Raw genomic sequence first — 24,151 nt, 5'->3', positions numbered from 1 at the left:
TCGACTCGGGCCCAGCCTATTGCCCCCCGGCAACGAACTCGGTGAGGCCACTCAGTAACCGGCCGATGTCGTCGAATGAGTTGTACGGTGCGAGACCGATGCGCAAGCCGCCGGCTTCGCCAAGACCCAGTGCGATGGATGCCTCCAGTGCGTAGAACGAGCTGGAGGGTGCGGAGATATGGCGTGCGGCCAGGAAGCGCGACACATCTTGCGAATCGATCCCGTCGAAAGTGACGAGGAGCGTCGGCGTGCGCTCGGCGGCCCGAGAGTAGATGGTGACCCCTGGCAGCGCGGCGACACCGGCATCGAGAACCGCGCGCAAGGCGTTCTCGTGTTGCTCGAGGGCCAGCGAGGAGTCGACAAGACGCTCGCGTCGCGTGCGCGGGTCGTCGTAGCCGAGGCCGACGCCGCTTGCCCCGCTGTCGCCGAGTGTGGCCAGGAAGTTCACGGCGGCCGTGACGCCGGCCATGATCTCGTACGGCAGGGTGCCGAACTCGAACCGCTCTGGGACGGCATCCGTTGAGGGCACCAGCTTGTCTGGCGTGAGAAGGGCGAGCACCTCTGGATCTGCGGCGAGGACGCCGCAGTGCGGGCCCAGGAACTTATAGGGGGAGCAGGTGAAGAAATCGGCACCGAGCTCCGTGACATCGACGGAGGCGTGCGCCGTGTAGTGCACGCCGTCGACGTAGACGAGCGCGCCGACCGCGTGTGCCAGATCGGCGATCTCCCGCACGGGCGGAATGGTGCCGATCAGGTTGGAGGCCGCCGTGACGGCAACGAGACGGGTGCGATCGCTGAGGACGGCGGCAATCGCAGCGGCCGGAAGCTCGCCGGTGGCTGGATCGAACTCTGCCCAGCGCACCGTCGCGCCAACCCGCTCAGCCGCTTGCACCCATGGCCGGATGTTCGAGTCGTGGTCGAGCCTGGTCACCACGATCTCGTCGCCGGGTCCCCAGGTTTTCGACAGGTGCCGGGAGAAATCGTAGGTCAGCTGGGTGGCGCTTCGGCCGTAGACGATGCCGCGGGGGTCTGCGCCGAGCAGGTCGGCCATCGCGACACGAAAGTGCCCGACGACCTCGTCGGCGTTTCGTTCAGACACGACGCCAACACCGCGGTTCGACAGCGGGCCGGTGAGCGTGTTCGAGATCGCATGCCCGACCATGAGCGGAGTCTGGGTGCCGCCTGGACCGTCGAAATGGGCGATTCCGCTGGCCAGTGAGGGAAAATGCGACCTGACGTGAGTGACGTCATAACTCGCTCCATAGCTCGTGTCGTAGCTCATGCATGAATCAAATCACATCGCCATCGCCAGCGGTCGGCGAATACCATGGGGGCATGCCTGAGGTGCCGGACAAAGTTGCTGCCGTGCGCACGCGGGGGTCGTTCAACGCAGCTCTCGACTCCTTCTTCTTTGTTTTCGCCGGACTCGCGGCAATCTGGCTCGCCGTGCTGGTCCTCGACGAGAGCTTTGCATTGGGCTGGGGCGCCATCTGGATTGGCATCATCTTCTGGCTGCTGCTGGCGTATCTCGTCCTGCCACGGCTGCACAGGATCCTCACCAACATCTACGTGCCTGACTACTTCTTCGGGCGCACGCGAACGAGCGACGGCCTGCTCGGCGACCCGGTCAACCTGGCCGTCGATGGCGACGAGGCTCAGATTCACGAGGCCATGCTCGCCGCTGGGTGGACGAGGGCCGACGATCTCTCGCTGGCCTCAAGTTGGCGGATCGTGCTGGCCACGATGCTGCGCCGCAGCTACAACGAAGCCCCGGTGAGCCCGCTCTACCTGTTCGGCCGCAAGCAGGACTTTGCGTACCAGCAGGAGGTCCTGAACAACCCGGCGAAGCGACACCACGTGCGGTTCTGGAAATGCCCCGACGGATGGCTGTTGCCCGGCGGCCACCGTGTCGGCTGGCTGGCCGCAGGCACCTTCGACAGGGCGGTGGGCTTCTCGCTGTTCACCCTGCAGGTCACGCACAAGATCGACGCCAACACCGATATCGAGCGCGATCACATCGTCCAGAGCGTGCTGGCGGGAAACAGCAGCGCTGGCGTGCGCGTGCTCCGTGACTTCTCGACCGGCTATCACTCGCGAAATGGCGGCGGTGACAGCATCCAGACCGATGGCAACATGCCGATCATCGACGTCACAGACGTGCGTGTTGCGCAGGATGCCGTCCCTGACGTTGTGGCGGCGTCGGTCGCCACCAGCGCGCCGAGGGCCATTGGCATTGGGGCAATCATGATGGCGGCCAGGACGCTGTCGGGGTTCATCCTCATCGCTGCTGCTCTCGCGCAGTGGGCCGAATTCCGGAACGACCTGTTGCTCACCGACGAGAATGGCCGAAGCCTGTCCACCGGCCAAGCGGATGCCGTGCTCGCCGTTCTGCTCTCCCTCTACGGGGTGGCCCTGGTCCTCTACCTCGTGCTCGTGTTCTTCATCTGGAAGGGCAGGAACTGGGCTCGGATCGTTGCCATGGCCGGGGCCACCTTCAGCATCGTTGTGGCCTTCGTCGGATACTGGCGAGGCAACGAGGAGATCACGCTGCGGACAACGCTCGTCAGCCTGGCCCTCGACATCCTGGTGCTGCTGGCGCTGTCGAGTACCGCCGCCAGCACATACGCCAGGCGCCCGCGAGTCTCCCGCCGGTCGCGAGCGACGTCCGCGTCTGCGCCTAGGTCGTCCGGGTCCGCGTCCGGGTCCGCCTCTGGGTCGGCGTCACCGACTCAGGAAATGCCCTCTGCGACACCGTGAAGCGCACAGCTCGGCGCCTGGGTGGCCGCGCATTCCTCGCAGACAACTAGCTGCTCCCTGCATGACAGGTCACGGCAGTTTTGCATGTGCTTCGTCGCCGTTCCGCACACGGTGCAGTGGCCGATCACCGCGGTGTGATCGCTGAAGTCGACCGACATCCGCTGGTCGAAGACGTAGAGCGAGCCGTCCCACAGGCCGTCATCGCCGAACGCCTCTCCGTAGCGCACCACGCCACCGTCGAGCTGGTAGACCTCGCCGAAACCGCGTGACTTCATCAGTCCACTGAGCACCTCACAGCGGATGCCGCCAGTGCAGTACGTGACGACGGGCTTGTCCTTGAGGTGGTCATACTTGCCGCTGTCGAGCTCGGCGACGAAATCGCGGGTCGTGGCGACATCGGGAACGATGGCGTCCTTGAACCGGCCGATCTCCGCCTCGAACGCATTGCGACCATCGAAGAAGACCACGTCGTCGCCACGCTCGGCGACGAGTTCGTGAAGTTCAGCCGGTGCGAGCTTGGTGCCGCCATCGATCACGCCGGCGGCATCCACTTGTAATTCGCCGGGGGCGCCGAAACTGACGATCTCGTCGCGCACCTTCACAACGAGCCGCGGGAAGTCGAGGCTCTGGCCGTCGGCGTCGAGACCGGTGCCCTCGCTCCACTTGAAGTCGATGTCTTTGAATGGTGCGTAGTCGCGGGTCTTTCGCAGGTAACGCTTGAGGGCGGCCATGTCGCCGCCGACCGTGCCGTTCAGGCCGTCCTTGGAGATGAGGATGCGACCGCGAATGCCGAGCCCCTCGCAGAGGTCGCGTTGCCAGAGCCGGATGGCTTCGGGGTCGGCGAGCGGGGTGAACACGTAGTAGAGGAGGACCTTCGGAATAGCCACTGCCTCATTTTAGGCGGCGTGGCTGGGCCTTGGGCGTGAGCCCCTCGCCGGTGGACCTCAATCGTGTCAGGCTGACGGAATCGCGAAGGAGGGAACGTCGATGGCACAGAACGATTCGTCCAGAGATCCGCTCGCCCGTTTCGGGAAGGTGCCGCTGTTCCGGCTCACCAGCACGGACATGCAGGACGGGCAGCCGTTGAAGCCGGCCCAGTACAGCACGGGTGCAGGCGGCCAGGGTGTCTCTCCGCAGCTGGAGTGGTCGGGCTTTCCGTCGTCGACCCGCAGCTTTGCTGTCACCGCGTACGACCCTGACGCGCCGACCGGTTCCGGGTTCTGGCATTGGGCTGTCTACAACCTGCCGGCATCCGTTACCTCGCTGCCCGCGGGGGCGGGTGCGCTGGGCGGCCGACTGCTGCCGGCTGAGGCGCGGACGCTGCCAAACGAGGCTCGCCAGCCGGAGTTCACCGGTGCGGCTCCGCCAGAAGGGTCAGGTACGCATCGCTACCAGTTCATCGTGCATGCGGTGGATGTGCCATCGCTCACCCTTGACCCAGAGTCAACGCCGGCAATCTTGGGCAGCAACCTCCACCGTCACGTGCTCGGGCGGGCCATCATCGAGTCGACCGGCGTGTTCGGCGGCGCCGGCTAGGTCTTGCACGGGTGCAGTTCTGCACCGATGCAGTTCTGTACCGTCGCAGTGCTGCACAGCTGCAAAAGAATGTGCAATTCCTTAAAGCCTGCTGAGCGGGCATTTGACGGTGCAAGGGGGTTGACACACAGGCTGCGCATGGGGACCTCTCAGTGCCGTCCCGGGTGCCCAAAGTAGAGTAAATCTCAACATGACCACCGTTTTAACTGCTAATGCACCCATGACCAAGCCCGCGGCCACGCCTCCCCGGCCCACCCCGCTCACTCGAGTTCCCGTGTGGATGTGGCGCGCGTTGATGGGGGCGATCGCCCCGCGTGAGCAGCTGAAATTCAACGAGGGTTCCGTCGACTCTGTCGAGTACTACCGCGACATCGACTACGTGGGTGACGGCACCCGCGCCCACATGCTCGACGTCATCGTGCCGCGCGACGCAGACGAGAAGCTTCCGGTCTACATCTACTTCCACGGCGGCGGCTGGACCTCCGGCGACAAAGCGCCACTCACCAAGTACTGCGCGTTGCAGGCGGCCGAGGGCGGCATGATCGTGGTCAACGCCAACTACCGGATGGCCACCAAGTTCCACGCCACCGACATGCTCGAAGACGGCAACGCTGTGCTCGAGTGGGTGGCGACGCACGCCGCCGAGTTCGGCGGTGATGCCTCCCGCATCGTGTTGGGTGGCGACTCGGCCGGCGGCCATATCGCGGCATTGCTCACGGCATCCGCTTTCGACCCCGACCTGGCCGAGCACCACGGCCTCACCCCTGCGGTCGAACCTGGCAGCCTGCGTGGTCTGGTGCAGCACTGCAGCTTCCCCGACTTTTCCGTGATGTTCGACCGTGGGTTCATCCTGGGCATCAATTTCTTGCGGATGCTGCTGCCGGAGCGCGGCGACAAAGCCCTGCTGCGCGCCGCGGCGCGTTTCATCTCGCCGATTGAGTGGCTGGACAACGGCTTCCCGCCCGTCTTCGTGACGACGTCGGAGCGTGACTACTTCTACGGGTCGAATCTGAACTTCATCCAGGCGCTCAGGAAGCGTTCGATTCACGTCGAGACGCTGATCTACGACCGCACGAACGCGAACGCCAGGCACACCTGGCAGCAGGATGCCAAGCATCCTGAGTCACGCGAGGTCTACCGTCGTCTGGGCGCGTTCGTCGGCGCTGTCGCCGGGGTGCACCGCCCCGTCGCAGCCGCCGCGTAGTACGACCGCTGCCGCTGCCGCTGCCGCTGCCGCTGCCGCTGCCGCTGCCGCTGCCGCTGGCGTCGCCGCGTAGCGGGACCATTCCGGCGCGGGAAAACGCCCCTGGCGCGTGATAAATTGCGCGCCAGGGGCGTTTCCGCGCGCCCAGCTGAACTCAATGCGGGAATTCGCCCACGAGGGGGAACTATCGCGTCCCCACCGCCGAGAGTCGCCGTTTGTGCCGAGAGTCGCCGTTGCAACGGCGACTCTCGGGCGTAACGGCGACTCTCCCGCCGGCGACTCTCCCGCCGGCGACTCTCCCGCCGGCGACACTCCCGCCGGCGACACTCCCGCCGGCGACACTCCCGCCGGTTACACTCCCGCCGGCGACAACCTCCGACGCCGACACCCCCCTACGACGACAAACCCCCGCATCCGAATCTTCGGGTGCGGGGGTTTGTCGTGACGCGCAGGTGCGTCCCGGGCGGGATCAGCTACTTCGTGAGGCTGTCCACGTAGTCCTGGTTCTCGGCGATCCAGTCCTTCACGATCGGGGCGTAGTCGCCGGCACCGGCTGCGTCACCGTTGAACATGACGTTCTCGAGCTCGTACAGTCGATCGGAGTCAAGCGTGAAGTTCTTGATCCATGACGAGAGGGTGGGGAAGTCCTCCGTGAACGCCAGGCTGCCGATGGAGTGAATCGACTCTGTCGTGCCCAGTGCGCCCTTCGGGTCTGCCAGGTTCTTCAGGTCGAACTCGTCGTAGGCCCAGTGCGGCGCCCACAGGGTGACGGCAATGTTCTCGCCGGAGGCCATGGCGGCCTTCAGCTCTGAGAGCATGGCCGGTGTGGACGACGTGACGAAGTCCATGCCGCCCAGTCCGTACTGCGGAATGGCGTTCTGCTCTGTGGCATCGGTGAGACCGGCGCCCGGCTCGATACCGACAATGCGGTTGTCGAACAGGTCGGCATTGGCCGCGAGCTCCTCCAGTGAATCGATGGGGGCATCCGCATTCACCGCGATGAAGTTGGCCGCATCCTCGTTCCACGAACCCAGGTCGACGAGCTTGTCGCCGTACTGCTCCATGTAGGCCTTGTGGGTGGTCGGCAACCAGGAGTCGAGCACAACGTCATAGTCTCCTGTGCTCAGTCCGACATACGCCGTGCCGGCATCCGCGTACTCGAGCTCGACGTTGTATCCCTTGTCTTCCAGGATGCTCTTCCAGAGGTACGAGGCGGCCTCGCCCTCCGGCCAGCCGTTGAAGACCGCGATGGAGAGGTCCTTCTTGTCGCCATTCTCTGGTCCAGCGGATGCCGGTCCAGAGTTCGACGTCACGAAGCCGGTGACGGCCAGGGCTGCAACGACGACGACAACGCCGGTTGCGATGAGTCCCTTGCGCATGCGCCGTGCCGGTGCGCCGGCAACCGCAGCGGCCTTCGCAGCCGACCGCGCAAAGATGCGCTTCGGGCTGGGGGCGCCGAGGGATGCCGTGAGGCGGTCGAGCAGGATGGCGAGGATGACGACGGAGAGACCGGCTTCGAAACCGAGTCCAACGTCGATGCGGCTGAGGGCCTGAACGATCTGGCCTCCCAGTCCGCCGGCGCCGACCATGCCGGCGATGACAACCATCGAGAGCGACAGCATGATCACCTGGTTGACGCCGGCCATGATGGTCGGTGCCGCAAGTGGCAGCTGGATCTGGCGCAGGATGCGACGCGGTGACGCGCCGAAAGCGTGTCCGGCTTCGACAACTTCCTTGTCAACGCCACGGATTCCGAGTTCTGTCATCCGCACGCCGGGGGCCAGCGAGAAGATGATGGTCGCAACGATGCCGGGAACGACACCAACGCGGAACAGGATGAGCGCCGGAATCAGGTAGACGAATGCTGGCATCGTCTGCATGAAGTCCAGGACGGGCTTCAGGATCTTCGATGCTGTCTGTGACCGCGCAGCCAGGATGCCGAGCGGCACGCTGATGATGATCGCGATGATGGCGGCAACGAGTACGAGCGCCAGGGTGTCCATGGCGTTGGCCCACTGGTCGACACCGGCGATCAGCAGCAGCCCGACAACGGTGCCGGCTCCGAAGAGCCAGCCACGCGCCCAGACGCCAAGAGCGGCGATGAGAACAATGAGAATCCAGAACGGCGGGGCTTGCAGTACGAAGTCGACGCCCTCGTAGAAGCCGCCGAAGACCATGCTGATCACGTTGAAGACCGGCTGGAAGACGTCGGTGATGAATTGCACAAAGGCTTCAGCCCAGGTGCCGATGGGAAGACGAATGTCGGTCATCGTGAACCTCCTTCAGCCATGGTTGGCGCTTGGGTGGGGCCGGCCGCCTCTGCGGCAATCGCGGCAGCGGCAGCGGCGGGTGCCGTCTCCCGCAGTGTTTCGGTGATCACGTCGATCGAATACGTGGCAGGGGGCTCGACAACGGCGATCTCATCCGTGTTCGTCGAGACGTTTCCGAGTGCGGCGAGCAGGGTGATGCGGGGGATGACCCCGAGCAGGCGCTGCTTGTCGTCGACCACAGCCACCGGGAGCACGCTCTCGACGGAGAGCTCGAACATGTCGCTGAGGTGCGCGTCTGGGCCGATGGTCGCCACGTCGTTGCGGACGATGAGGCCGAGGTCTGTCTCGCCGGCCTTCACCTGGCGCATCACGTCCTTGTCGCGGACCACGCCGATGAGCTTGCGGCCGTTGCCGACCACGAACGCGGCCGACGTCTGCAGGTCGCGCATGGCGCGGAGAGCCGCACGCGGGCCTGCCGATGCTGACACGACGGACTTCGCTGGCTCCATGACGCCGGAGGCGGTGAGCACGCGGGCCCTGTCGACATCCTGGACGAACTGGGCGACATAGTCATTCGCCGGGTCAGTGAGAATGTCGTCTGGGGTGCCGACCTGCACGATGCGTCCGTCTCGCATGACCGCGATGCGGTCGCCGAGGAACATGGCCTCGTTGAGGTCGTGGGTGATGAAGATGATCGTCTTGCCGAGCTCTGACTGCAGCTCGATGAGCTGTTCCTGCATCTCGCGACGGATCAGCGGGTCGAGGGCGGAGAACGCCTCATCCATCAACAGGATGTCGGTATCGCTGGCGAGGGCGCGAGCAAGGCCGACGCGCTGCTGCATGCCGCCGGACAGCTCACTGGGCAGCTTGTCTTCCCAGCCTGCAAGTCCAACGCGCTCGACGATCGCCTGTGCGCGTGCGCGACGCTCTTCGAGGGGGACGCCCTGGATCTCCAGGCCGTATGCGGCGTTGTCGAGCACCGTGCGGTGCGGGAGTAGGGCGAAGTGCTGGAACACCATGGAGATGTTCTGGCGGCGCACCTCGCGGAGCTTCTGCGGCGGAATTCCGCTGATGGGCGTGCCCATCACGCTGACCGAGCCAGAGGTGGGCTCGAGCAGGCCGTTCAGCATCCGGATCAGGGTCGACTTGCCAGAGCCTGACAGGCCCATGACCACAAAGATCTCGCCGGCCTTGACCTCGAATGAGGCGTCAATGACGGCGGCTGTTCCGAGGTTCGTGAGCTGCGAGCGGTTTGCTCCGGCTTCTAGTTTCTTGACTACTTCCTTGGGCTTTCGCCCAAATGCTTTGTACAGGTGTTCTGCTGAGATTGCGATCTTGTCGGACACGTGACTCCACCCCAAACGCGAATTGCTGTGCGCTGTGGGTTTTCGTTTCTGTCGGCCGGGTGTCCAAGACATGCTCCGGTTACCCATCAAGCACTGGCTGCGCGATTCAACGCGCACGGGCCAGGGCGACTCGAACTCTCGGAGCGGGCGTGGTCATGGGACCGCCGCCAACCTTGGTGCACCATACGGCCACGGGCAGCCGATGGTGCTGGTGCCGGCGTGGTCGCGGACTGGTTATTGGCCCGAAGGCCGTCTAACAACGTATCAACCGGGTTCCGGCGCGTCCAACCGAGATGCCCGGAATTACGCGGATCTGAGGTCTCGCGCCTGCCGAGCCGCCCGCTATGACAGGGATCGAAGCGTATATGCAGTTATGTATTTTTCTTTCGGCCACGACTCGCTTTTGATCGAATACGCACGGCTAATGCCCAGCCTCTGCTACGACTTTGCCCCTGATGCGGCGAGCACGCCGCCGAGCCCGATCATCATCACGCCACCGGTGGCAGAGAGCTTTTCGAGCCGCTTCGGTGAGTGTGCGAACCAGTCCCTGGCCCACCCAGCGGTGAGCGCCCAGACGCTGTCCCCGAGCACGGCAAGCACGACGAAAACCATGCCAAGCGTTGCGAGCTGCAGCGGCACAGCGCCCTGGGAATAGTCGACGAACTGGGGGAGCACTGCGACGAAGAACACCAGCGACTTCGGGTTGCTGATCCCCACTACAAAGCCCTCTCCGAGCAGCCGCCAATTCGATCGACGCGCCACGGCGACGCCGACATCGGCCGACGCGTCCTTGCGGTGCCGGATGGCCTGCACGCCGAGATAGACGATGTATGCGGCACCGACGAACTTGATGATCGTGAAGATCACGATCGACTGAGTGACGATTACGCCGAGGCCAAGGGCCACGGCGATGATGATGGGGATGAGCCCGAGCGCGTTCCCGAGCACGCTGAGGAAGCCGCCGAGCCGCCCGAAGGCGAGCGAGCGGCCGATCACGAAAAGCACGCTTGGCCCCGGCAGCGCGATGAGCGCAACGGCGGCCAGCGCGAACGCCAACAGGTTGGAAAGCGGGACCATTCCTGAATGCTAGTCCGGCGCACCATCATCGTCGATACCGTGGCGTCGCGCTGCAGTCAGGCCGCCAACCATGGACGGCTCTGTGTATACAAAAACAGGCGAATGGATGATTTTACTCGCGAATAATACCGTCTGCGTATACAATGGGCGTATGAGAGCGAGTGATCGAGCATACGCATCGCTCCGTGACGACATCCTGAACTGGCGCCTGCTTCCCGGTGCGCCGCTGGCCGAGATCGAGGTCGCAGAGCGACTCGGCGTGTCACGAACACCGGTGCGTGAGGCGCTCGCTCGGCTCGCCGCGGACGGGCTGGTCGAGCAGCGCGGCCGCGTCGATGTGGTGGCAGACCTCTCCACCGATCACCTCTCTGAACTGTTCGAACTGCGCGAGGCCCTCGAAACCCAGGCGGCACGGCTCGCCGCCCGCCGTCGAGACCCCGAGGTCTTCCGCTCGCTCCGCGATGACTTCGCCCGCGTCTCCCGGCAGGGCGCCTTCGACGACGCGGAGCGCACCGACTTCTACCGCCTCATCGACCGGTTCGACGACGCGATCACCAGCTCGATCGAGAACACGTACCTGGAGACCGCGCTGCGCGCACTCCGCGTGCATCTGGTGCGTGCTCGGCGACTCTCTCGCGAGAACCCAGAGCGCATCGCGCGGGCCGCAGCCGAACACCTCCTTATTGCGGAGGCGATCCTCGACCAGAACGAAACCCTGGCCGTTCAGGCCACCGCCGTCCATCTGCACTCAAGCCTCGTCAACGTGATGGAGACGCTGCGCCCGGCCATCGCCCCATCGCCCGCCGGCGATCACACCGGCGATCACGCCGACGATCCACATCGAACCACCACATCGGAAAAGGAATCGCAATGAAGCTTCACGACGTCCGCGTTCACCGCAGCGACGAGAACCTGGCCCGCACCGACCAGCTGGCCTGGAAGATCGCCGAGGTCGCCGCAGACCCCGTCGAGGTGTCGGCAGAGGTGACCGAGATGGTGATCAACCGGGTGATCGACAACGCATCCGTTGCTGCTGCATCCCTGACCCGCCGCCCCGTCGTCTCTGCTCGGGCACAGGCGCTGTCGCACCCCCGCTCGACGGGCGGGAACGGTGCCAACGTGTTCGGTGAGAATGCCGCCGTCCGTGTTTCCCCTGAATGGGCCGCGTGGGCCAACGGCGTTGCCGTGCGCGAGCTCGACTACCACGACACCTTTCTCGCTGCAGAGTACTCACACCCCGGCGATAACATTCCGCCCATCGTGGCCGTCGCCCAGCACGTCGCCGCCAAGCGTGGACTGACCGGCCGCGACCTCGTCCGCGGCATTGCAACCGGGTACGAGATCCAGGTCGACCTGGTCAAGGCCATCAGCCTGCACAAGCACAAGATCGACCACGTTGCCCACCTCGGCCCGAGCGCCGCCGCCGGAATCGGCACCCTGCTCGGCCTGCCGGCAGAAACGATCTTCCAGGCCGTCGGCCAGGCACTGCACACCACGACGGCCACCCGACAGTCGCGAAAGGGCGAGATCTCCTCGTGGAAGGCGCACGCCCCTGCCTTCGCCGGCAAGATGGCCGTCGAAGCCATTGACCGTGCCATGCGCGGCGAGACCAGCCCCACTCCCATCTACGAGGGCGAAGACGGCGTGATCGCATGGCTGCTCGACGGCCCGACCGCCGCCTACCAGGTGCCGCTGCCGGAGCGCGGCGAGGTCAAGCGCGCGATCCTCGACACCTATACCAAGGAGCACTCGGCCGAGTACCAGGCGCAGGCCTGGATCGACCTGGCCCGCAAGATCCACACCGAGCACCCAGAGGTCACGAACCCCGACAACGTGGCATCCGTTGTCATCCACACCAGCCACCACACGCACTACGTGATCGGTTCGGGCGCGAACGACCCGCAGAAGTACGACCCGGCAGCCAGCCGCGAGACCCTCGACCACTCGATTCCGTACATCTTCACGGTCGCGCTGCAGGACGGCAGCTGGCACCACGTCGACTCGTATGCGCCACAGCGAGCAGGGCGGTCAGACACCGTCGCGCTCTGGCACAAGACCACCACGATCGAAGACCAGGAATGGACCCGCCGCTACCACTCGCTCGACGTGAACGAGAAGGCATTCGGCGGCCGCGTGGTCATCACGCTCACCGACGGCAGCCAGATCGTCGACGAGATCGCCGTAGCGGATGCGCACCCGCTTGGCGCTAGGCCGTTTGGGCGAGCGGAGTACGTGAACAAGTTCCGCACGCTCGCGGCCGACGTGCTCGATGCCGATGAGATCGAGCGCTTCCTGGTCGTTGCCCAGCGCCTGCCGGAACTCTCCGCCCACGAAATCGGCGAACTCACCATCATGGCCAAGCCGGGCCTGCTCGAGGCCGCCGGCCTGCCGAAGGGACTCTTCTGATGCTGTACACGACAACCACGCCTGCCGACAAGCGCATCGCCTTCCGTGCGGGGCTGGCCTCTGGCACCATCCAGCGTTTCCCTGGCGCGTTCAACCCGCTCTCGGCGAGGCTTATCCAGGAGAAGGGCTTCGACGGGGTCTACATCTCCGGCGCCGTGCTCTCCGCCGATCTCGGGCTGCCAGACATCGGCCTCACCACGCTCACAGAGGTGGCCGGCCGGTCGCAGCAGATCGCCCGCATGACAGACCTGCCGGCGATCGTCGATGCAGACACCGGCTTCGGCGAGCCGATGAACGTGGCGCGCACCATCCAGACCCTGGAGGATGCCGGCCTCGCAGGCACCCACATCGAAGACCAGGTCAACCCCAAGCGCTGCGGGCACCTCGACGGCAAGCAGGTCGTCGACGAGGACACCGCGCTGAAGCGGATTCGCGCTGCGGTCGACGCTCGTCGAGACCCGAACTTCCTGATCATGGCGCGCACCGACATCCGTGCCACAGCGCCGGGTGCAGAAGGGCTGGCCGCCGCCGTTGACCGGGCCAAGAAGCTCGTGGATGCAGGGGCGGACGCGATCTTCCCTGAGGCCATGGGCACGCTGGCAGAGTTCGCGGCGATCAGGGCTGCCGTTGACGTGCCGCTGCTGGCCAATATGACCGAGTTCGGCAAGAGCGAGCTGTTCACCGTCGACCAGCTGCAGGATGTCGGCATGAACATGATCATCTGGCCTGTCTCCCTGCTGCGGCTCGCGATGGGGTCTGCCGTGCGCGGCCTCGACACCATCAACGAGCACGGCTCACTCGAACCGGTTTTGGGTGAGATGCAACATCGCGCAGATTTGTACGAACTGCTTGACTACAGTTCTTACAACCACTTCGACACCACTGTCTTCAACTTCCAGATCAAGCGCTAGGGGACGAGCATGGCCGATGCAATGACGCAGGAGATCTACAAGGGTCTGGCCGGCGTTCCGGTGGACTACACCGCGATCTCCAAGGTGAATCCAGACACGAATTCGCTGTTGTACCGCGGGTACCCCGTTGAGGCGCTGGCCGCGAAGTGCAGTTTCGAAGAGGTGGCATACCTGCTCTGGCACGGCGAACTGCCGACCGACCCGCAGCTGGCTGAGTTCGAAGAGCGTGAGCGGGCGCTCCGCCACCTCGACCCGGTCGTCAAGCGCGTGATCGACGAATTGCCCATTACGGCGCACCCGATGGACGTGCTCCGCACCGCCGTCAGCGTCATCGGCGCCAGGGACCCAGGGGCAGCGGATGCCTCGCCAGAGGGCAACCTCAACAAGGCCATTCGGCTCTATGCGCAGCTGCCGGCCATCGTGGCCTACGACCAGCGGCGGCGCCACGAGCTCGACCTGGTCGAGCCGCGGGATGACCTCAGCTATTCGGCCAACTTCCTGCACATGACCTTCGGCGAGGTGCCGGACCTCGAGGTCGTCAGTGCTTTCGACGTCTCGATGATCCTGTACGCGGAGCACTCCTTCAACGCATCGACGTTCACGGCCAGGGTCATCACCTCCACCCTCTCCGACCTGTACTCAGCGGTCACCGGTGCGATCGGCGCCCTTAAGGGGCCGCTGCACGGCGGGGCGAACGAGGCCGTCATGCACACGTTCGGGGAGATTGGCACCGCAGACAAGGTCGGCCCATGGCTCGACGACGCGCTGGCGAACAAGCGCAAGATCATGGGCTTCGGACACCGCGTCTATAAGAACGGCGACTCCCGCGTTCCGACCATGCGCGCCGCGATGGAGACCATGCTCATCCACTACGACCGTCCGGATTTGTTGGAGCTCTACATCGAGCTCGAGCAGGACATGGGACAGCGGAAGAACATCAAGCCGAACCTCGACTACCCGGCGGGCCCGACCTACCACGTGATGGGTTTCGACACCGAGACGTTCACGCCACTCTTCGTCGCCAGCCGCGTCGTCGGCTGGACCGCACACATCATGGAGCAGCTGTCGGCGAACGCGCTCATCCGCCCGCTCTCGGTGTACAACGGGGCCCCGCAGCGCGATGTCCCTGAGCGCACGCTCCCGGCTTAGCGCGGGTAGGGCGGGCAGCGCGGAGGCTGGACTGGCGGAGACTGCAGAACTGTAGGAGTTCTACAAAGCAGGCGACAGGCATCCGCTGCTGGCCCTAGCATCGGCGGGTGCATATGTTCTTCAGGACGATCCTCCACCTGTTCCGCTCGAGCTTCGGCCACCGTCTCGGTCACTTCGATATTGCGCGCACGAACTTCATCACCCTGCCGACCGACCAGGACATCCTGCGGCACATGAACAACGGCGTGTACCTCTCGATCATGGATGTCGCGCGCTTTGACATGCTGAAGCGGAACGGCGTCTGGCAGCTCTTCAAAGAGAAGGGCTGGTACCCGGTCGTCGTGGCGGAGACGATCAGCTTTCGAAAGTCGCTGACGCTCTGGCAGAAGTTTCAGGTGGAGTCGCGGATCCTCGGCTTTGACGAGAAGGCCGTCTACGTCGAGCAGCGCTTCGTGCGCCCCGACGCGAATGGCCAGCCGGAGATTTACGCGCAGGGATTCATCCGCGGCCGCTTCCTGAAGCGCAGCGGCGGGGTTGTCAGCATCGACGAACTGCTCGAGGCCATCGGAACGCCGACAGGTGACCCGGTGCCTGACTGGCTGCTGAACTGGAGCACAGACGTCGCGCTCCCGGCCACCAAGGCAGCGGCGCCCAGCACCTGGCACTAAGCGTCAGGTCGACCTGCGCGTCAGGTTGACCTGCGCGTCAGGTTGAACTGCGCGTCAGGCCGACTTGCTCGGAACGATGAGGTCTTTGTAGTACTGCGCGTGCGCGGGGTAGTAGTGCTCCCACTGCGGAAGAGGGCGTCCGGCGCGAGCAGCGACCAGCCGGTCAAGGTAGTAGTCCCAACCGGGTCCGACAGTCGCAGCTTCAGCAGCGCTCCGCAGCCGTTGCCCAAAGGTGAGCGTTGTCATGCCATCGGCGTCGACGAGGTGGAACATGATCCGCCACGAATCGTCGCCCTCGCCGATATCTCCGGTGAAGCGGTGCAGGGGCACGCACTCGCGGATCGTCACATACTCCCAGTCGGCGCTTTCCTCCGCCGACATCAGAAACTTGACGGCGCCGGTGCGCGGGGAGCCCGTATAGGTTCCGATCCAGGTCGCCAATTCAGCCGGCCGGGTGAGGCTTGTCCAGACATCAACGGCCGTCGCGGTGAACAGCCGATCAAGCAGGAGATAGAGACCGTCTTGCCGGTGAGCAAGCCGTCCGGTGGGATGTGCAGTCATATCGACCTCCACGGTGAGTGAAACTCTTCTTGTCAGGTTAGGCCTCTTTGCCCGGCGGTAACAGAGCGTGGGTGGGGCTGGGAGTTGGCAGAGTGCTGAGCCACGTGGAGGGCCAATATCGACGCATCCGGAATCGCCAGCGCTGGGCAGTGTTGACTCAGGTACTACCTTCGACCGCGGTTCCCTCGTTGACCGCGGCCACCCTCGAAAGGAAACCAATGTCAATAGTCGTTACCGGTGCAACCGGACACCTGGGTCGCCTGATCGTCGAATCCCTCCTGCAGCGGGGAGTCGCTCCAACGGAGATCGTGGCCGCGGGGCGCAGCATTGAGAAGATCGCAGACCTCGCAGAGCGCGGCATCCGCACCGTTCGTATCGACTACACAGACCCGGCCAGCCTGCGGGCAGCCTTCGAGGGCGCAGAGACTCTCGTGCTCGTGTCCGGGAGCGAGGTCGGCCAGCGCGTCGCTCAGCACGCCAACGCGATCGCCGCTGCGAAGGACGCCGGCATCAGCCGGATCGTCTACACGAGCGCCCCGCATGCAGACAGCACGGCCCTCATCCTGGCACCGGAGCACAAGGCGACGGAGGAACTCATTCGCGCCTCCGGCACTGGGTTCACTATCCTCCGCAACGGCTGGTACACCGAGAACTACGTGCAGACCGTTGAACAGGCCGGCCAGACCGGCACCATCATCGCCAGCGTGGGCGACGGTCGCGTGGCCAGCGCCAGCCGTGCAGACTATGCGGATGCCGTCGCCGCAGTCCTGACGACGCCCGGCCACGAGAACGCCGTATACGAGCTCACCGGCGATGTCGCCTGGACGCACCACGACCTCGCAGCGGTGGCGACCACCCTCACCGGGCGCGACGTTGACTACACGCCGCTGACGCCGGAGGAGCACCTCGCTGCCCTGACCGCTGTCGGCCTGCCGGCTGAGACGGCGGGCTTCATCGTCGCGCTTGATGCGAACATCGCCGACGGGCTCCTGGGGGAGACCTCAGGTGAGCTGTCCCGCCTGATCGGTCGCCCGACGACCCCGCTCGAAGACGGCCTGCGCGATGCGCTCGCCGTGTCGACCGGCGCGGAGGCATAGCCCGGAACCTCGAGCTTCGCGCATCGAACGCAGCTGCGCGGGAGTTGCAACCCCCGCGCCGCTGCGTTCGACCCGCGCTGCGACTATGTGCCGCCGTCCAGCCGACGTCGGGGCGGTCAGTCGCCCTCGAGCACAGCCATCGCCGCGTTGTGTCCGCCGATGCCACTCACGCCACCGCCGCGCCGAGCGCCAGCGCCGCAGATCAGGACCCGCGGGTGGGCCGTTGCCACGCCCCAGCGCTCCGCGGCAGTGCGGCGCGGAGCATCGTCCTCCAGGAACGGCCACGAAAGCTCGCCGTGGAAGATGTTGCCGCCCGGCATGTTCAGGTCGCGCTCCAGGTCGAGCGACGTCTTCGTTTCGATGCATGGCCGGCCGGCGGCATCCGTCAGCAGCAGGTCTTCGATGGGTTCAGCGAGCAGCGAGTTGAGCGAGGCGAGCACGGCGTCCTGCAGGCGTGCGCGGGTGGCCTCGTTGTTCTCAGGGGCCAGCCAGCGGCTTGGCGTCTGCAGCCCGAACACCGTGAGGGTGTGCACGCCGGCCTCAGCGAGCTCGGGCGACAGGATGCTCGGATCGCTGAGTGAATGCGAGTACACCTCGCAGGGAAGCAGCGCAGGAACCACCCCGCGCACGCCCTGGTCGTATGCAGCCTCCAGCTGGCTGAAGGTCTCGTTGCTGTGGAACGTGCCGCCAAAGGCAGCCTCCGGCGAGACGTTCGTGTCGCGCAACCGAGGGAGGCGAGTGAGCAGCAGGTTCACCTTCACCTGGGCGCCTTCCGGCTTCGGCGGCCGGCTGGTGGCGTCGTGCTCGCTGTCGGCCACCTCGCTATCGCCGCGCTCGCTGTCGGCCACCTCGCCTCGGTCGGTCGCCAGCAATCCGTCCAGTACCCAGGGCGCCGCATTCACCAGCACCCGCTCGCCGGTCACGCTCCGTTCGCAGCCGCGGCGCTGGTAACGCACCACGCCGGTTGGTGAAACGGATGTCACCGTGGCGCCGGTCACGATCCGGGCGCCGGCCTCGCGCGCCACTCGTTCCAGCTCGCCGGTCACGGCGCCCATGCCGCCCACCGGAACGTCCCAATCGCCGGTGCCGTTGCCGACCACGTGATAGAGGAGGCAGCGGTTTGCGGCCAGCGACGCGTCATCCGTTGAGGTGAACGTTCCGATCAGGCCGTCGGTGGCGACGACGCCGCGCACGAGGTCGCTCTCGAATCGTTCGCCCAGCGTGACGCCGAGCGGCCGCTCGAACAGGTCGGTCCAGGCTTCATCGCCGGCGACGCTGCTGACCAGCCGCTGCGCCTCAGTGCGGGTGGGGAGCGGCTCACAGACGGTAGGAAAGAGTGCGCCGGCCACGCTCTGGGTCATCGCGTAGAAGGCGGTCCAGGCATCGGCGTCTCCGGCAGCGCCGACGCGTTCGAACGAGGCCAGCGTGGCCGCGGGGTCTGCATGATCTATGAGGAGCCCGCTCGCGGCATCCGCTGGGTGAGGCGTGTACGAGGAGTAGCGCCGCCGCACCAGGCGAACGTCGAGGCCGAGTTCGTCGATGATGCGCTGGGGGAGCAGGCTGACGAGATAGGAGTAGCGCGACAGTCGGGCGTCGACGCCCTCGAAGGCCTCTGCCGAGATCGCAGCCCCGCCGACGTGGTCGCTTCGTTCAAGCAGGATGACGCTCAGGGCGGCCTTGGCCAGGTAGGCGGCGGCGGTGAGGCCGTTGTGGCCGCCGCCGACAATGACGACATCGTGCGTGGATTCGGTCATGGCCCAGATCTTATTGGCAGCGCTGGGATCCGACGGGCAGTGCTCGGCGCTCAGTGCTTAGCGCGTGCGGGCAGTGCTCAGTGCGTGAGGGACGTGACGTGGTCGGTGACGAGGCCGACAGCCTGCTGCAGCGCATCCCGTACCGCCACGACGCTCGGGCGCCCTGCACTGGAGCGCCGCGCAGCCGTGAACACCGTGCGCTGGGGGCTGCCTGGCAGGTCCTTGAGACGCAGCCACGGCTTCTCGCCGGCCCAGACGAGGTCTGGGAGGATGCCGACGGCGTTGCCGGATTCAATCAAGCGGATGTGCGCGATGAGGTCTGCTGTCTCGAACCGCACATCGGGCTCGAAGCCGGCGAACCGGCACAGCTGCGTCGCCCACTGCCTCGATGCGGTTCCCTCCGGCTCCATCACCCAGGGCAGTCTGGCGGCTTCTTCGAGCGAGTTGGCCGTGATCCGCCCAGACGTGGCGCGCGGCACCGCGAGCCGGAGCGTGTCTGTGGCCAGGTTGATCCGGTCCAGGTCTGGCAGGTGAGCGCGGGTGCGCCCCGGGTACTGCTCTGCGATGACGAGGTCGAAGTCGCGGGCCGAGACCTCGAACAATCCCACTTCCGGCTCGCGCTCGGTGATCTCCACACGCAGGTCTGGATACTCGGTGGCCAGCAGGCTGAGCGCCTGCGGAATCACAGCGTGCGCGGCCGACTGGAAGACGGCCACTCTCACCGTGCCGGACACCGTTGTGAGCGACGCCGTCATGTCGGCTTCGGCGACCTCGAGGCGGTCGAGCAGAACCGTGGTGTGCTCCACCAGGATCTCGGCCTGCGGGGTGAGCTGCACGCGCCTGCCGACCTTCTGCAGCAGCTCGACTCCTGCCTCTTTCTCCAGCAGGGCCAGCTGCTGCGACACCGCTGATGGGCTGTAGGCGAGGGCTTCGGCGACCCCCGCGAGGGTGCCGCGAATCTTCAGTTCTCTCAGCAGTCGCAGCCGCCTGATGTCCAACATTCGGCTCCTCCATCAGTTCGGCGCAAAGCGTAAGCAATCCTAATCAATATCGTTAACAAAGATTCGCTTTTGCTAATTGAACCAGAGCGCCACACTGAGTACAGAATTCAGATCGAACGAAAGACTAGCCTCGTGACTATGACCAACCCCAGCAGCCCACTCGGTACCCCCGGCCCGGCCGCAACGCACGACCTCAGCACGGCGGTTGTCGCCCTCGTACAGAAGTGGCTCAAGGAGAGCGAGAGCATTCCAGCGGATGCCTCAGCAGAGCGCCTCGCGGGTGTCTTGAAAGACCCGAACGGCCTCGACTTCACCGTTGGGTTCGTTGACGGCGTCATGCGTCCTGAGGACGTCATGGTGGCCGGCTACAACCTGCAGCGTGTCGCCAAGCTGGCCCCCGGCTTCCTGCCCGCTTACATGCGCGGTGCCATCTGGCTCGGCGGCGTCTTCGGTCCTGTGCTGCCCTGGGTGGTCATCCCCGCAGCCCGCACCGTGCTCCGCAAGATGGTCGGGCACCTCGTCGTCGATGCCACCCCAGAGAAGCTCGGCCCCGTCATCGCGGGCCTCCGCGAATCGGGCAACCGCCTGAACATCAACCTGCTCGGTGAGGCCGTGCTCGGAGAGCGCGAAGCGCTCCGCCGCCTCGAGGGCACCCGCGCCCTGCTCGCCCGCGACGACGTGGACTACGTCTCTATCAAGGTGTCGGCCATTGCGAGCCAGCTGTCGATGTGGTCGTTCGACGATGCCGTCGACCGTGTCGTCGAACGCCTCACCCCGCTCTACGAACTCGCCGCCAGCGCGCCGGCCGGCGCCAAGTTCATCAACCTCGACATGGAGGAGTACCGCGACCTCGACCTCACCATCGCGGTCTTCGAGCGCATCCTCGACCAGCCGCAGCTGAAAGACCTCGAGGCCGGCATCGTGCTGCAGGCCTACCTGCCAGACGCGCTCGGCGCTCTCCAGGGCCTCACCGCGTGGGCGAAAGAGCGTCGCGCCGCCGGGGGAGCCCCCATCAAGGTGCGCGTCGTCAAGGGCGCCAACCTCGCCATGGAGCACGTCGACTCTGCCGTGCACGACTGGCCGCTGGCGACGTACTCCACCAAGCAGGACAGCGACACGAACTACAAGCGCGTGCTCGACTGGGCATTCACCCCAGAGAACACGGATGCCGTCGCCATCGGTGTCGCAGGACACAACCTGTTCGACGTCGCGTACGCCCACCTCCTCGCCGCATCCCGCGGTGTGGCAGACAAGGTCGAGTTCGAGATGCTGCTTGGCATGGCCACCAGCCAGGCTGAGGCCGTGAAGAAGGATGTCGGTCGTCTCCTGCTCTACACGCCGGTCGTCAACCCGGCCGAGTTCGATGTGGCGATCAGCTACCTCATCCGTCGCCTGGAAGAGAACGCCAGCCAGGACAACTTCATGTCGGCCGTCTTCGAGCTGACGAGCACCCCAGAGCTGTTCGAGCGCGAGAAGAACCGTTTCCTCGCCTCCCTCGACGCTCTGGAGACCACGCGCGGGCGGGATGTCATCGTGCCGACGCCGAACCGCACCCAGGACCGCGCCAACACGGCGGGACTTCTCGCATCCGCTGCTCCTGAGTCAGGCGCAGGCGAGGCAGGCGCAGAGGTGCTGACGCTGGATGCCGCAGGCGACGAGGAGCCGCAGCTCACCGCAGCCGTGCTCGGCCTCACCCGCGGCAGCGCGCAGTCCGGGTTCCACAGCACCGGATTCCACAACGAGCCTGACACCGACCCCGCCCTGCCGGCCAACCGTGCCTGGGGTCGTCGCATCCTGGCCAGGGTGGAGACGTCGACGCTCGGGCTCGATACGATCGCCGCCGCCCGTATCGCCAGGCCTGCCGCACTCGACACCGTCATCGATACCGTCACCCACGCCGGAATCGCCTGGGGCCAGCTCCCCGGCGCAGAGCGCGCCGCTGTGCTGCACCGCGCCGGCCTCGCCCTGGCCGCCAACCGCGACCGCCTCATCGAGGTCATGGCCGCCGAGACCGGCAAGACCATCGCAGAGGCCGACCCGGAGATCAGCGAGGCCATCGACTTCGCGCACTACTACGCCGAGCGGGCCAAAGACCTCGACGCGGTACAGGGCGCCATCTACGTGCCGTCGAAGCTCACGGTCGTCACCCCGCCATGGAACTTCCCTGTCGCCATCCCCGCCGGGTCTGTGCTCTCCGCGCTCGCCGCCGGCTCCGGCGTCATCATCAAGCCGGCCAAGCTCGCGCAGCGCTCTGGCGCCATCATGGTCGAGGCGCTGTGGGAGGCCGGCGTTCCCCGCGAGTTGCTCGCCCTCGTCGACCTGGCCGACCGCGATCTCGGCACCCAGCTGATCTCGCACCCGAATGTCGACAGGGTCATCCTCACCGGTGGCTACGAGACGGCAGAGCTGTTCCGCTCGTTCCGCGCCGACCTGCCGCTGTTGGCCGAAACCAGCGGCAAGAACGCGATCATCGTCACGCCGTCTGCAGACCTCGACCTCGCGGCATCCGATGTCATCAAGAGCGCCTTCGGCCACGCAGGCCAGAAGTGCTCTGCGGCCAGCCTGGTGATCGTCGTGGGCTCTGTCGCGAAGTCCAAGCGCTTCATGGGCCAGCTGGTGGATGCCGCGACCTCCATGCGCGTCGGCTACCCGTCGAACCCGGTCACCCAGATGGGACCGATCATCGAGCCGGCCAATGGCAAGCTGCTGCACGCCCTCACCAACCTCGGCGCCGGAGAAGAATGGCTGGTCGAGCCTAAGCAGCTCGACGACTCGGGCAAGCTGTGGTCGCCCGGCATCCGCACCGGCGTCGCGCCCGGTTCGTACTTCCACCTCACCGAATTCTTCGGGCCGGTGCTCGGCATCATGCACGCGCGCACGCTTGAGGAGGCCATCCGCTTCCAGAACGCCGTCGACTACGGCCTGACCGCCGGCCTGCACTCGCTCGACTCCGATGAACTGGCCGAATGGCTGGCGACCGTCGAAGCCGGCAACCTGTACGTCAACCGCGGCATCACCGGGGCCATCGTGCAGCGTCAGCCGTTCGGCGGCTGGAAGCGCTCCTCTGTAGGCGCCGGCACCAAGGCTGGAGGCCCGAACTACCTGTTCGGCCTCGGCAGCTGGGTCACCGACCCAGGCAAGAACAGCTCCACCCTGCACCTGCGTGGCCTTGAGAAGCGCGTGAGCGACCTCATCGAGGCGTCGCAGTCGGCCCTTGAGTACGAGGAGTTCGACACGCTGCGCCGTTCGGCACTCAGCGACGCGCTGGCCTGGCGCGAAGAGTTCAACACGGTGAAGGATGTCTCTGGCGTTGAGCTTGAGCGCAACCTGTTCCGTTACCTGCCGCTGCCCGTCACGGTGCGCCTGAGTGAGGACGGCACGCTGTCCGACCTGCTGCGCGTGATCGCGGCTGCAACGCTGTCGAACTCCCAGTTCGTTGTGTCGAGCGCCATTCCGGTACCGCCGGCCGTGCGCAACCTGTTGTCAGCCAGGGACATCGTGGTGACCGTCGAAAGCGATGCGGCCTGGTTGGGCCGCGCTGCCAGGGGCGGCATCACCACGAGTCGGGTGCGCCTGATCGGCGGAGACCCGATGGTGGGGGCTGCGGCCGCGGCATCCGCTCTAGCAACTGCCCTGGTCGGCAGCCCCGACATTGCGATGTACTCACACCCGGTGACCCAGGCCGGCCGGGTCGAGGTGCTGCCGTTCCTTCGCGAACAGGCGATTTCCATCACGGCTCACCGCTTCGGCAACCCGAGCACGCTGTCAGAGGACGTCATCTAACACTGGCGCGTGCGTCCACGTGCTCGCCTCCGACATCCGCTCGCAAGAAATCGACCCAAAACTGATGCTTTAGGTCGATTTCTTGCGAGTGGAATGCAATAGCGGCCTGCACAGATGGATTTCGAGACGCTCGCTGGCGCTCGCTCCTCAACCAACGGGGCACGGCTACCGGTTGAGGGCGGATGCCACGATCTTGAGCGCCTCGTCGGGGTTCAGGCCCAGCTGGGTCACCCGGTCGGCATAGGCGATGGCGGCGGCATGCGCCTGCCTCTGGGTACCGTCACCGGTTGCTGCAACGAATGACCCGTTGCGACCCCTGGTCTCGATGATCTCGTGGTGCTCGAGCTCCCGGTATGCGCGGGCGACGGTGTTCGCGGCGAGGCCGAGCTGTCCGGCAAGGCTGCGCACTGTCGGAAGCTTGGCGCCGGGGGACAGGCGTCCATCCCGCACCGCATCCATGACCTGCACCCTGATCTGTTCGAACGGCGGCAATGCTGAAGCAGGGTCGATCGCGAGGAAAGCCAGAGACACTGATGCTCCAGAGGTTATTCGTGGGTGTGGTGTGTGGTCAGTGTGGCCCTGACGGGACTGTCGGCGCAAGCCGGGCGCCCAGAAAGCAGGGGCAGCGTGG

Annotated in this window: 19 protein-coding genes; 10 read left to right on the top strand and 9 right to left on the bottom strand. The window is 65.7% G+C overall.

What is annotated here, in order from left to right; translation table 11 throughout:
- Nucleotides 1-16: 16 nt before the first annotated feature.
- Nucleotides 17-1,282 (bottom strand): cysteine desulfurase-like protein, encoded by a 1,266-nt coding sequence (locus AC25Z0_RS15010; RefSeq protein WP_488133724.1) that lies wholly within the window; start codon nucleotides 1,280-1,282, stop codon nucleotides 17-19.
- Nucleotides 1,283-1,335: 53 nt separating this feature from the next.
- Between AC25Z0_RS15010 and AC25Z0_RS15005 the strand changes: the two genes are divergently transcribed.
- The gene (locus AC25Z0_RS15005; RefSeq protein WP_488133723.1) at nucleotides 1,336-2,757 is read left to right on the top strand and encodes an LssY C-terminal domain-containing protein; all 1,422 of its coding nucleotides are present in this window, start codon (nucleotides 1,336-1,338) and stop codon (nucleotides 2,755-2,757) included.
- Here AC25Z0_RS15005 and trhO read toward each other — a convergent pair.
- Complete coding sequence (gene trhO, locus AC25Z0_RS15000) at nucleotides 2,730-3,644, bottom strand: oxygen-dependent tRNA uridine(34) hydroxylase TrhO (protein WP_488133722.1); 915 nt, start codon at nucleotides 3,642-3,644, stop codon at nucleotides 2,730-2,732. The two genes, AC25Z0_RS15005 and trhO, sit on opposite strands and share 28 nt — an antisense overlap.
- Nucleotides 3,645-3,744: 100 nt before the next feature.
- Between trhO and AC25Z0_RS14995 the strand changes: the two genes are divergently transcribed.
- Nucleotides 3,745-4,293, top strand: a complete 549-nt coding sequence (locus AC25Z0_RS14995) for a YbhB/YbcL family Raf kinase inhibitor-like protein (protein WP_488120910.1) — start codon at nucleotides 3,745-3,747, stop codon at nucleotides 4,291-4,293.
- A gap of 220 nt (nucleotides 4,294-4,513) precedes the next feature.
- Nucleotides 4,514-5,497, top strand: coding sequence for an alpha/beta hydrolase (locus AC25Z0_RS14990; protein WP_488133721.1), 984 nt, complete (start codon nucleotides 4,514-4,516; stop codon nucleotides 5,495-5,497).
- A gap of 473 nt (nucleotides 5,498-5,970) precedes the next feature.
- Here the strand turns inward: AC25Z0_RS14990 and AC25Z0_RS14985 are convergent, their stop codons facing one another.
- From AC25Z0_RS14985 to AC25Z0_RS14975, 3 genes are all read right to left on the bottom strand, one after another.
- Nucleotides 5,971-7,767 carry an ABC transporter permease/substrate binding protein gene (locus AC25Z0_RS14985; RefSeq protein WP_488133720.1) on the bottom strand — a complete coding sequence of 599 codons (1,797 nt, stop codon included), beginning with the start codon at nucleotides 7,765-7,767 and terminating at the stop codon, nucleotides 5,971-5,973.
- Entirely contained in the window at nucleotides 7,764-9,113 is a 1,350-nt protein-coding gene (locus AC25Z0_RS14980) for a quaternary amine ABC transporter ATP-binding protein (protein ID WP_488121607.1), read from the bottom strand. The genes AC25Z0_RS14985 and AC25Z0_RS14980 overlap by 4 nt, the downstream gene beginning before the upstream one ends.
- A gap of 438 nt (nucleotides 9,114-9,551) precedes the next feature.
- A complete protein-coding gene (locus AC25Z0_RS14975) occupies nucleotides 9,552-10,190 on the bottom strand; it encodes a LysE family translocator (RefSeq protein WP_488133719.1) in 639 nt (212 codons plus the stop codon).
- Between the two features lie 151 nt (nucleotides 10,191-10,341).
- Here AC25Z0_RS14975 and AC25Z0_RS14970 point away from each other — a divergent pair, with 151 nt between their 5' ends.
- The 5 genes from AC25Z0_RS14970 (at nucleotide 10,342) to AC25Z0_RS14950 (ending at nucleotide 15,324) form a co-directional block, all read left to right on the top strand.
- Nucleotides 10,342-11,064, top strand: a complete 723-nt coding sequence (locus AC25Z0_RS14970) for a GntR family transcriptional regulator (RefSeq protein ID WP_488133718.1) — start codon at nucleotides 10,342-10,344, stop codon at nucleotides 11,062-11,064.
- Nucleotides 11,061-12,596 carry an MmgE/PrpD family protein gene (locus AC25Z0_RS14965; RefSeq protein WP_488133717.1) on the top strand — a complete coding sequence of 512 codons (1,536 nt, stop codon included), beginning with the start codon at nucleotides 11,061-11,063 and terminating at the stop codon, nucleotides 12,594-12,596. Before AC25Z0_RS14970 ends, AC25Z0_RS14965 begins: the two co-directional genes overlap by 4 nt.
- On the top strand, nucleotides 12,596-13,507 hold the full coding sequence (gene prpB / locus AC25Z0_RS14960) for a methylisocitrate lyase (protein ID WP_488133716.1): 912 nt from the start codon (nucleotides 12,596-12,598) through the stop codon (nucleotides 13,505-13,507). The genes AC25Z0_RS14965 and prpB overlap by 1 nt, the downstream gene beginning before the upstream one ends.
- A 9-nt stretch (nucleotides 13,508-13,516) precedes the next feature.
- Nucleotides 13,517-14,656 carry a bifunctional 2-methylcitrate synthase/citrate synthase gene (locus AC25Z0_RS14955; RefSeq protein ID WP_488133715.1) on the top strand — a complete coding sequence of 380 codons (1,140 nt, stop codon included), beginning with the start codon at nucleotides 13,517-13,519 and terminating at the stop codon, nucleotides 14,654-14,656.
- A 107-nt stretch (nucleotides 14,657-14,763) separates the two neighbouring features.
- On the top strand, nucleotides 14,764-15,324 hold the full coding sequence (locus tag AC25Z0_RS14950; protein ID WP_488121599.1) for a thioesterase family protein: 561 nt from the start codon (nucleotides 14,764-14,766) through the stop codon (nucleotides 15,322-15,324).
- 54 nt (nucleotides 15,325-15,378) lie between these two features.
- On the opposite strand, the gene AC25Z0_RS14945 is transcribed toward AC25Z0_RS14950, so the two are convergent.
- Entirely contained in the window at nucleotides 15,379-15,885 is a 507-nt protein-coding gene (locus tag AC25Z0_RS14945; RefSeq protein ID WP_488121598.1) for an SRPBCC domain-containing protein, read from the bottom strand.
- 218 nt (nucleotides 15,886-16,103) lie between these two features.
- Here AC25Z0_RS14945 and AC25Z0_RS14940 point away from each other — a divergent pair, with 218 nt between their 5' ends.
- Nucleotides 16,104-16,982 carry an SDR family oxidoreductase gene (locus AC25Z0_RS14940; protein ID WP_488133714.1) on the top strand — a complete coding sequence of 293 codons (879 nt, stop codon included), beginning with the start codon at nucleotides 16,104-16,106 and terminating at the stop codon, nucleotides 16,980-16,982.
- 116 nt (nucleotides 16,983-17,098) lie between these two features.
- On the opposite strand, the gene AC25Z0_RS14935 is transcribed toward AC25Z0_RS14940, so the two are convergent.
- A complete protein-coding gene (locus tag AC25Z0_RS14935; protein WP_488133713.1) occupies nucleotides 17,099-18,736 on the bottom strand; it encodes a phytoene desaturase family protein in 1,638 nt (545 codons plus the stop codon).
- A 77-nt stretch (nucleotides 18,737-18,813) separates the two neighbouring features.
- A complete protein-coding gene (locus tag AC25Z0_RS14930) occupies nucleotides 18,814-19,737 on the bottom strand; it encodes a LysR family transcriptional regulator (RefSeq protein WP_488133712.1) in 924 nt (307 codons plus the stop codon).
- A 138-nt stretch (nucleotides 19,738-19,875) separates the two neighbouring features.
- Between AC25Z0_RS14930 and AC25Z0_RS14925 the strand changes: the two genes are divergently transcribed.
- Nucleotides 19,876-23,520 carry a proline dehydrogenase family protein gene (locus tag AC25Z0_RS14925; RefSeq protein ID WP_488133711.1) on the top strand — a complete coding sequence of 1,215 codons (3,645 nt, stop codon included), beginning with the start codon at nucleotides 19,876-19,878 and terminating at the stop codon, nucleotides 23,518-23,520.
- Between the two features lie 165 nt (nucleotides 23,521-23,685).
- On the opposite strand, the gene AC25Z0_RS14920 is transcribed toward AC25Z0_RS14925, so the two are convergent.
- The gene (locus AC25Z0_RS14920; protein ID WP_488121593.1) at nucleotides 23,686-24,051 is read right to left on the bottom strand and encodes a GntR family transcriptional regulator; all 366 of its coding nucleotides are present in this window, start codon (nucleotides 24,049-24,051) and stop codon (nucleotides 23,686-23,688) included.
- Nucleotides 24,052-24,151: the final 100 nt, after the last annotated feature.

The organism is Leifsonia sp. Y862, from assembly GCF_057669585.1.
Note: the sequence above shows the minus strand (reverse complement) of the source record. Positions and strands in the feature narration are given on the sequence as shown.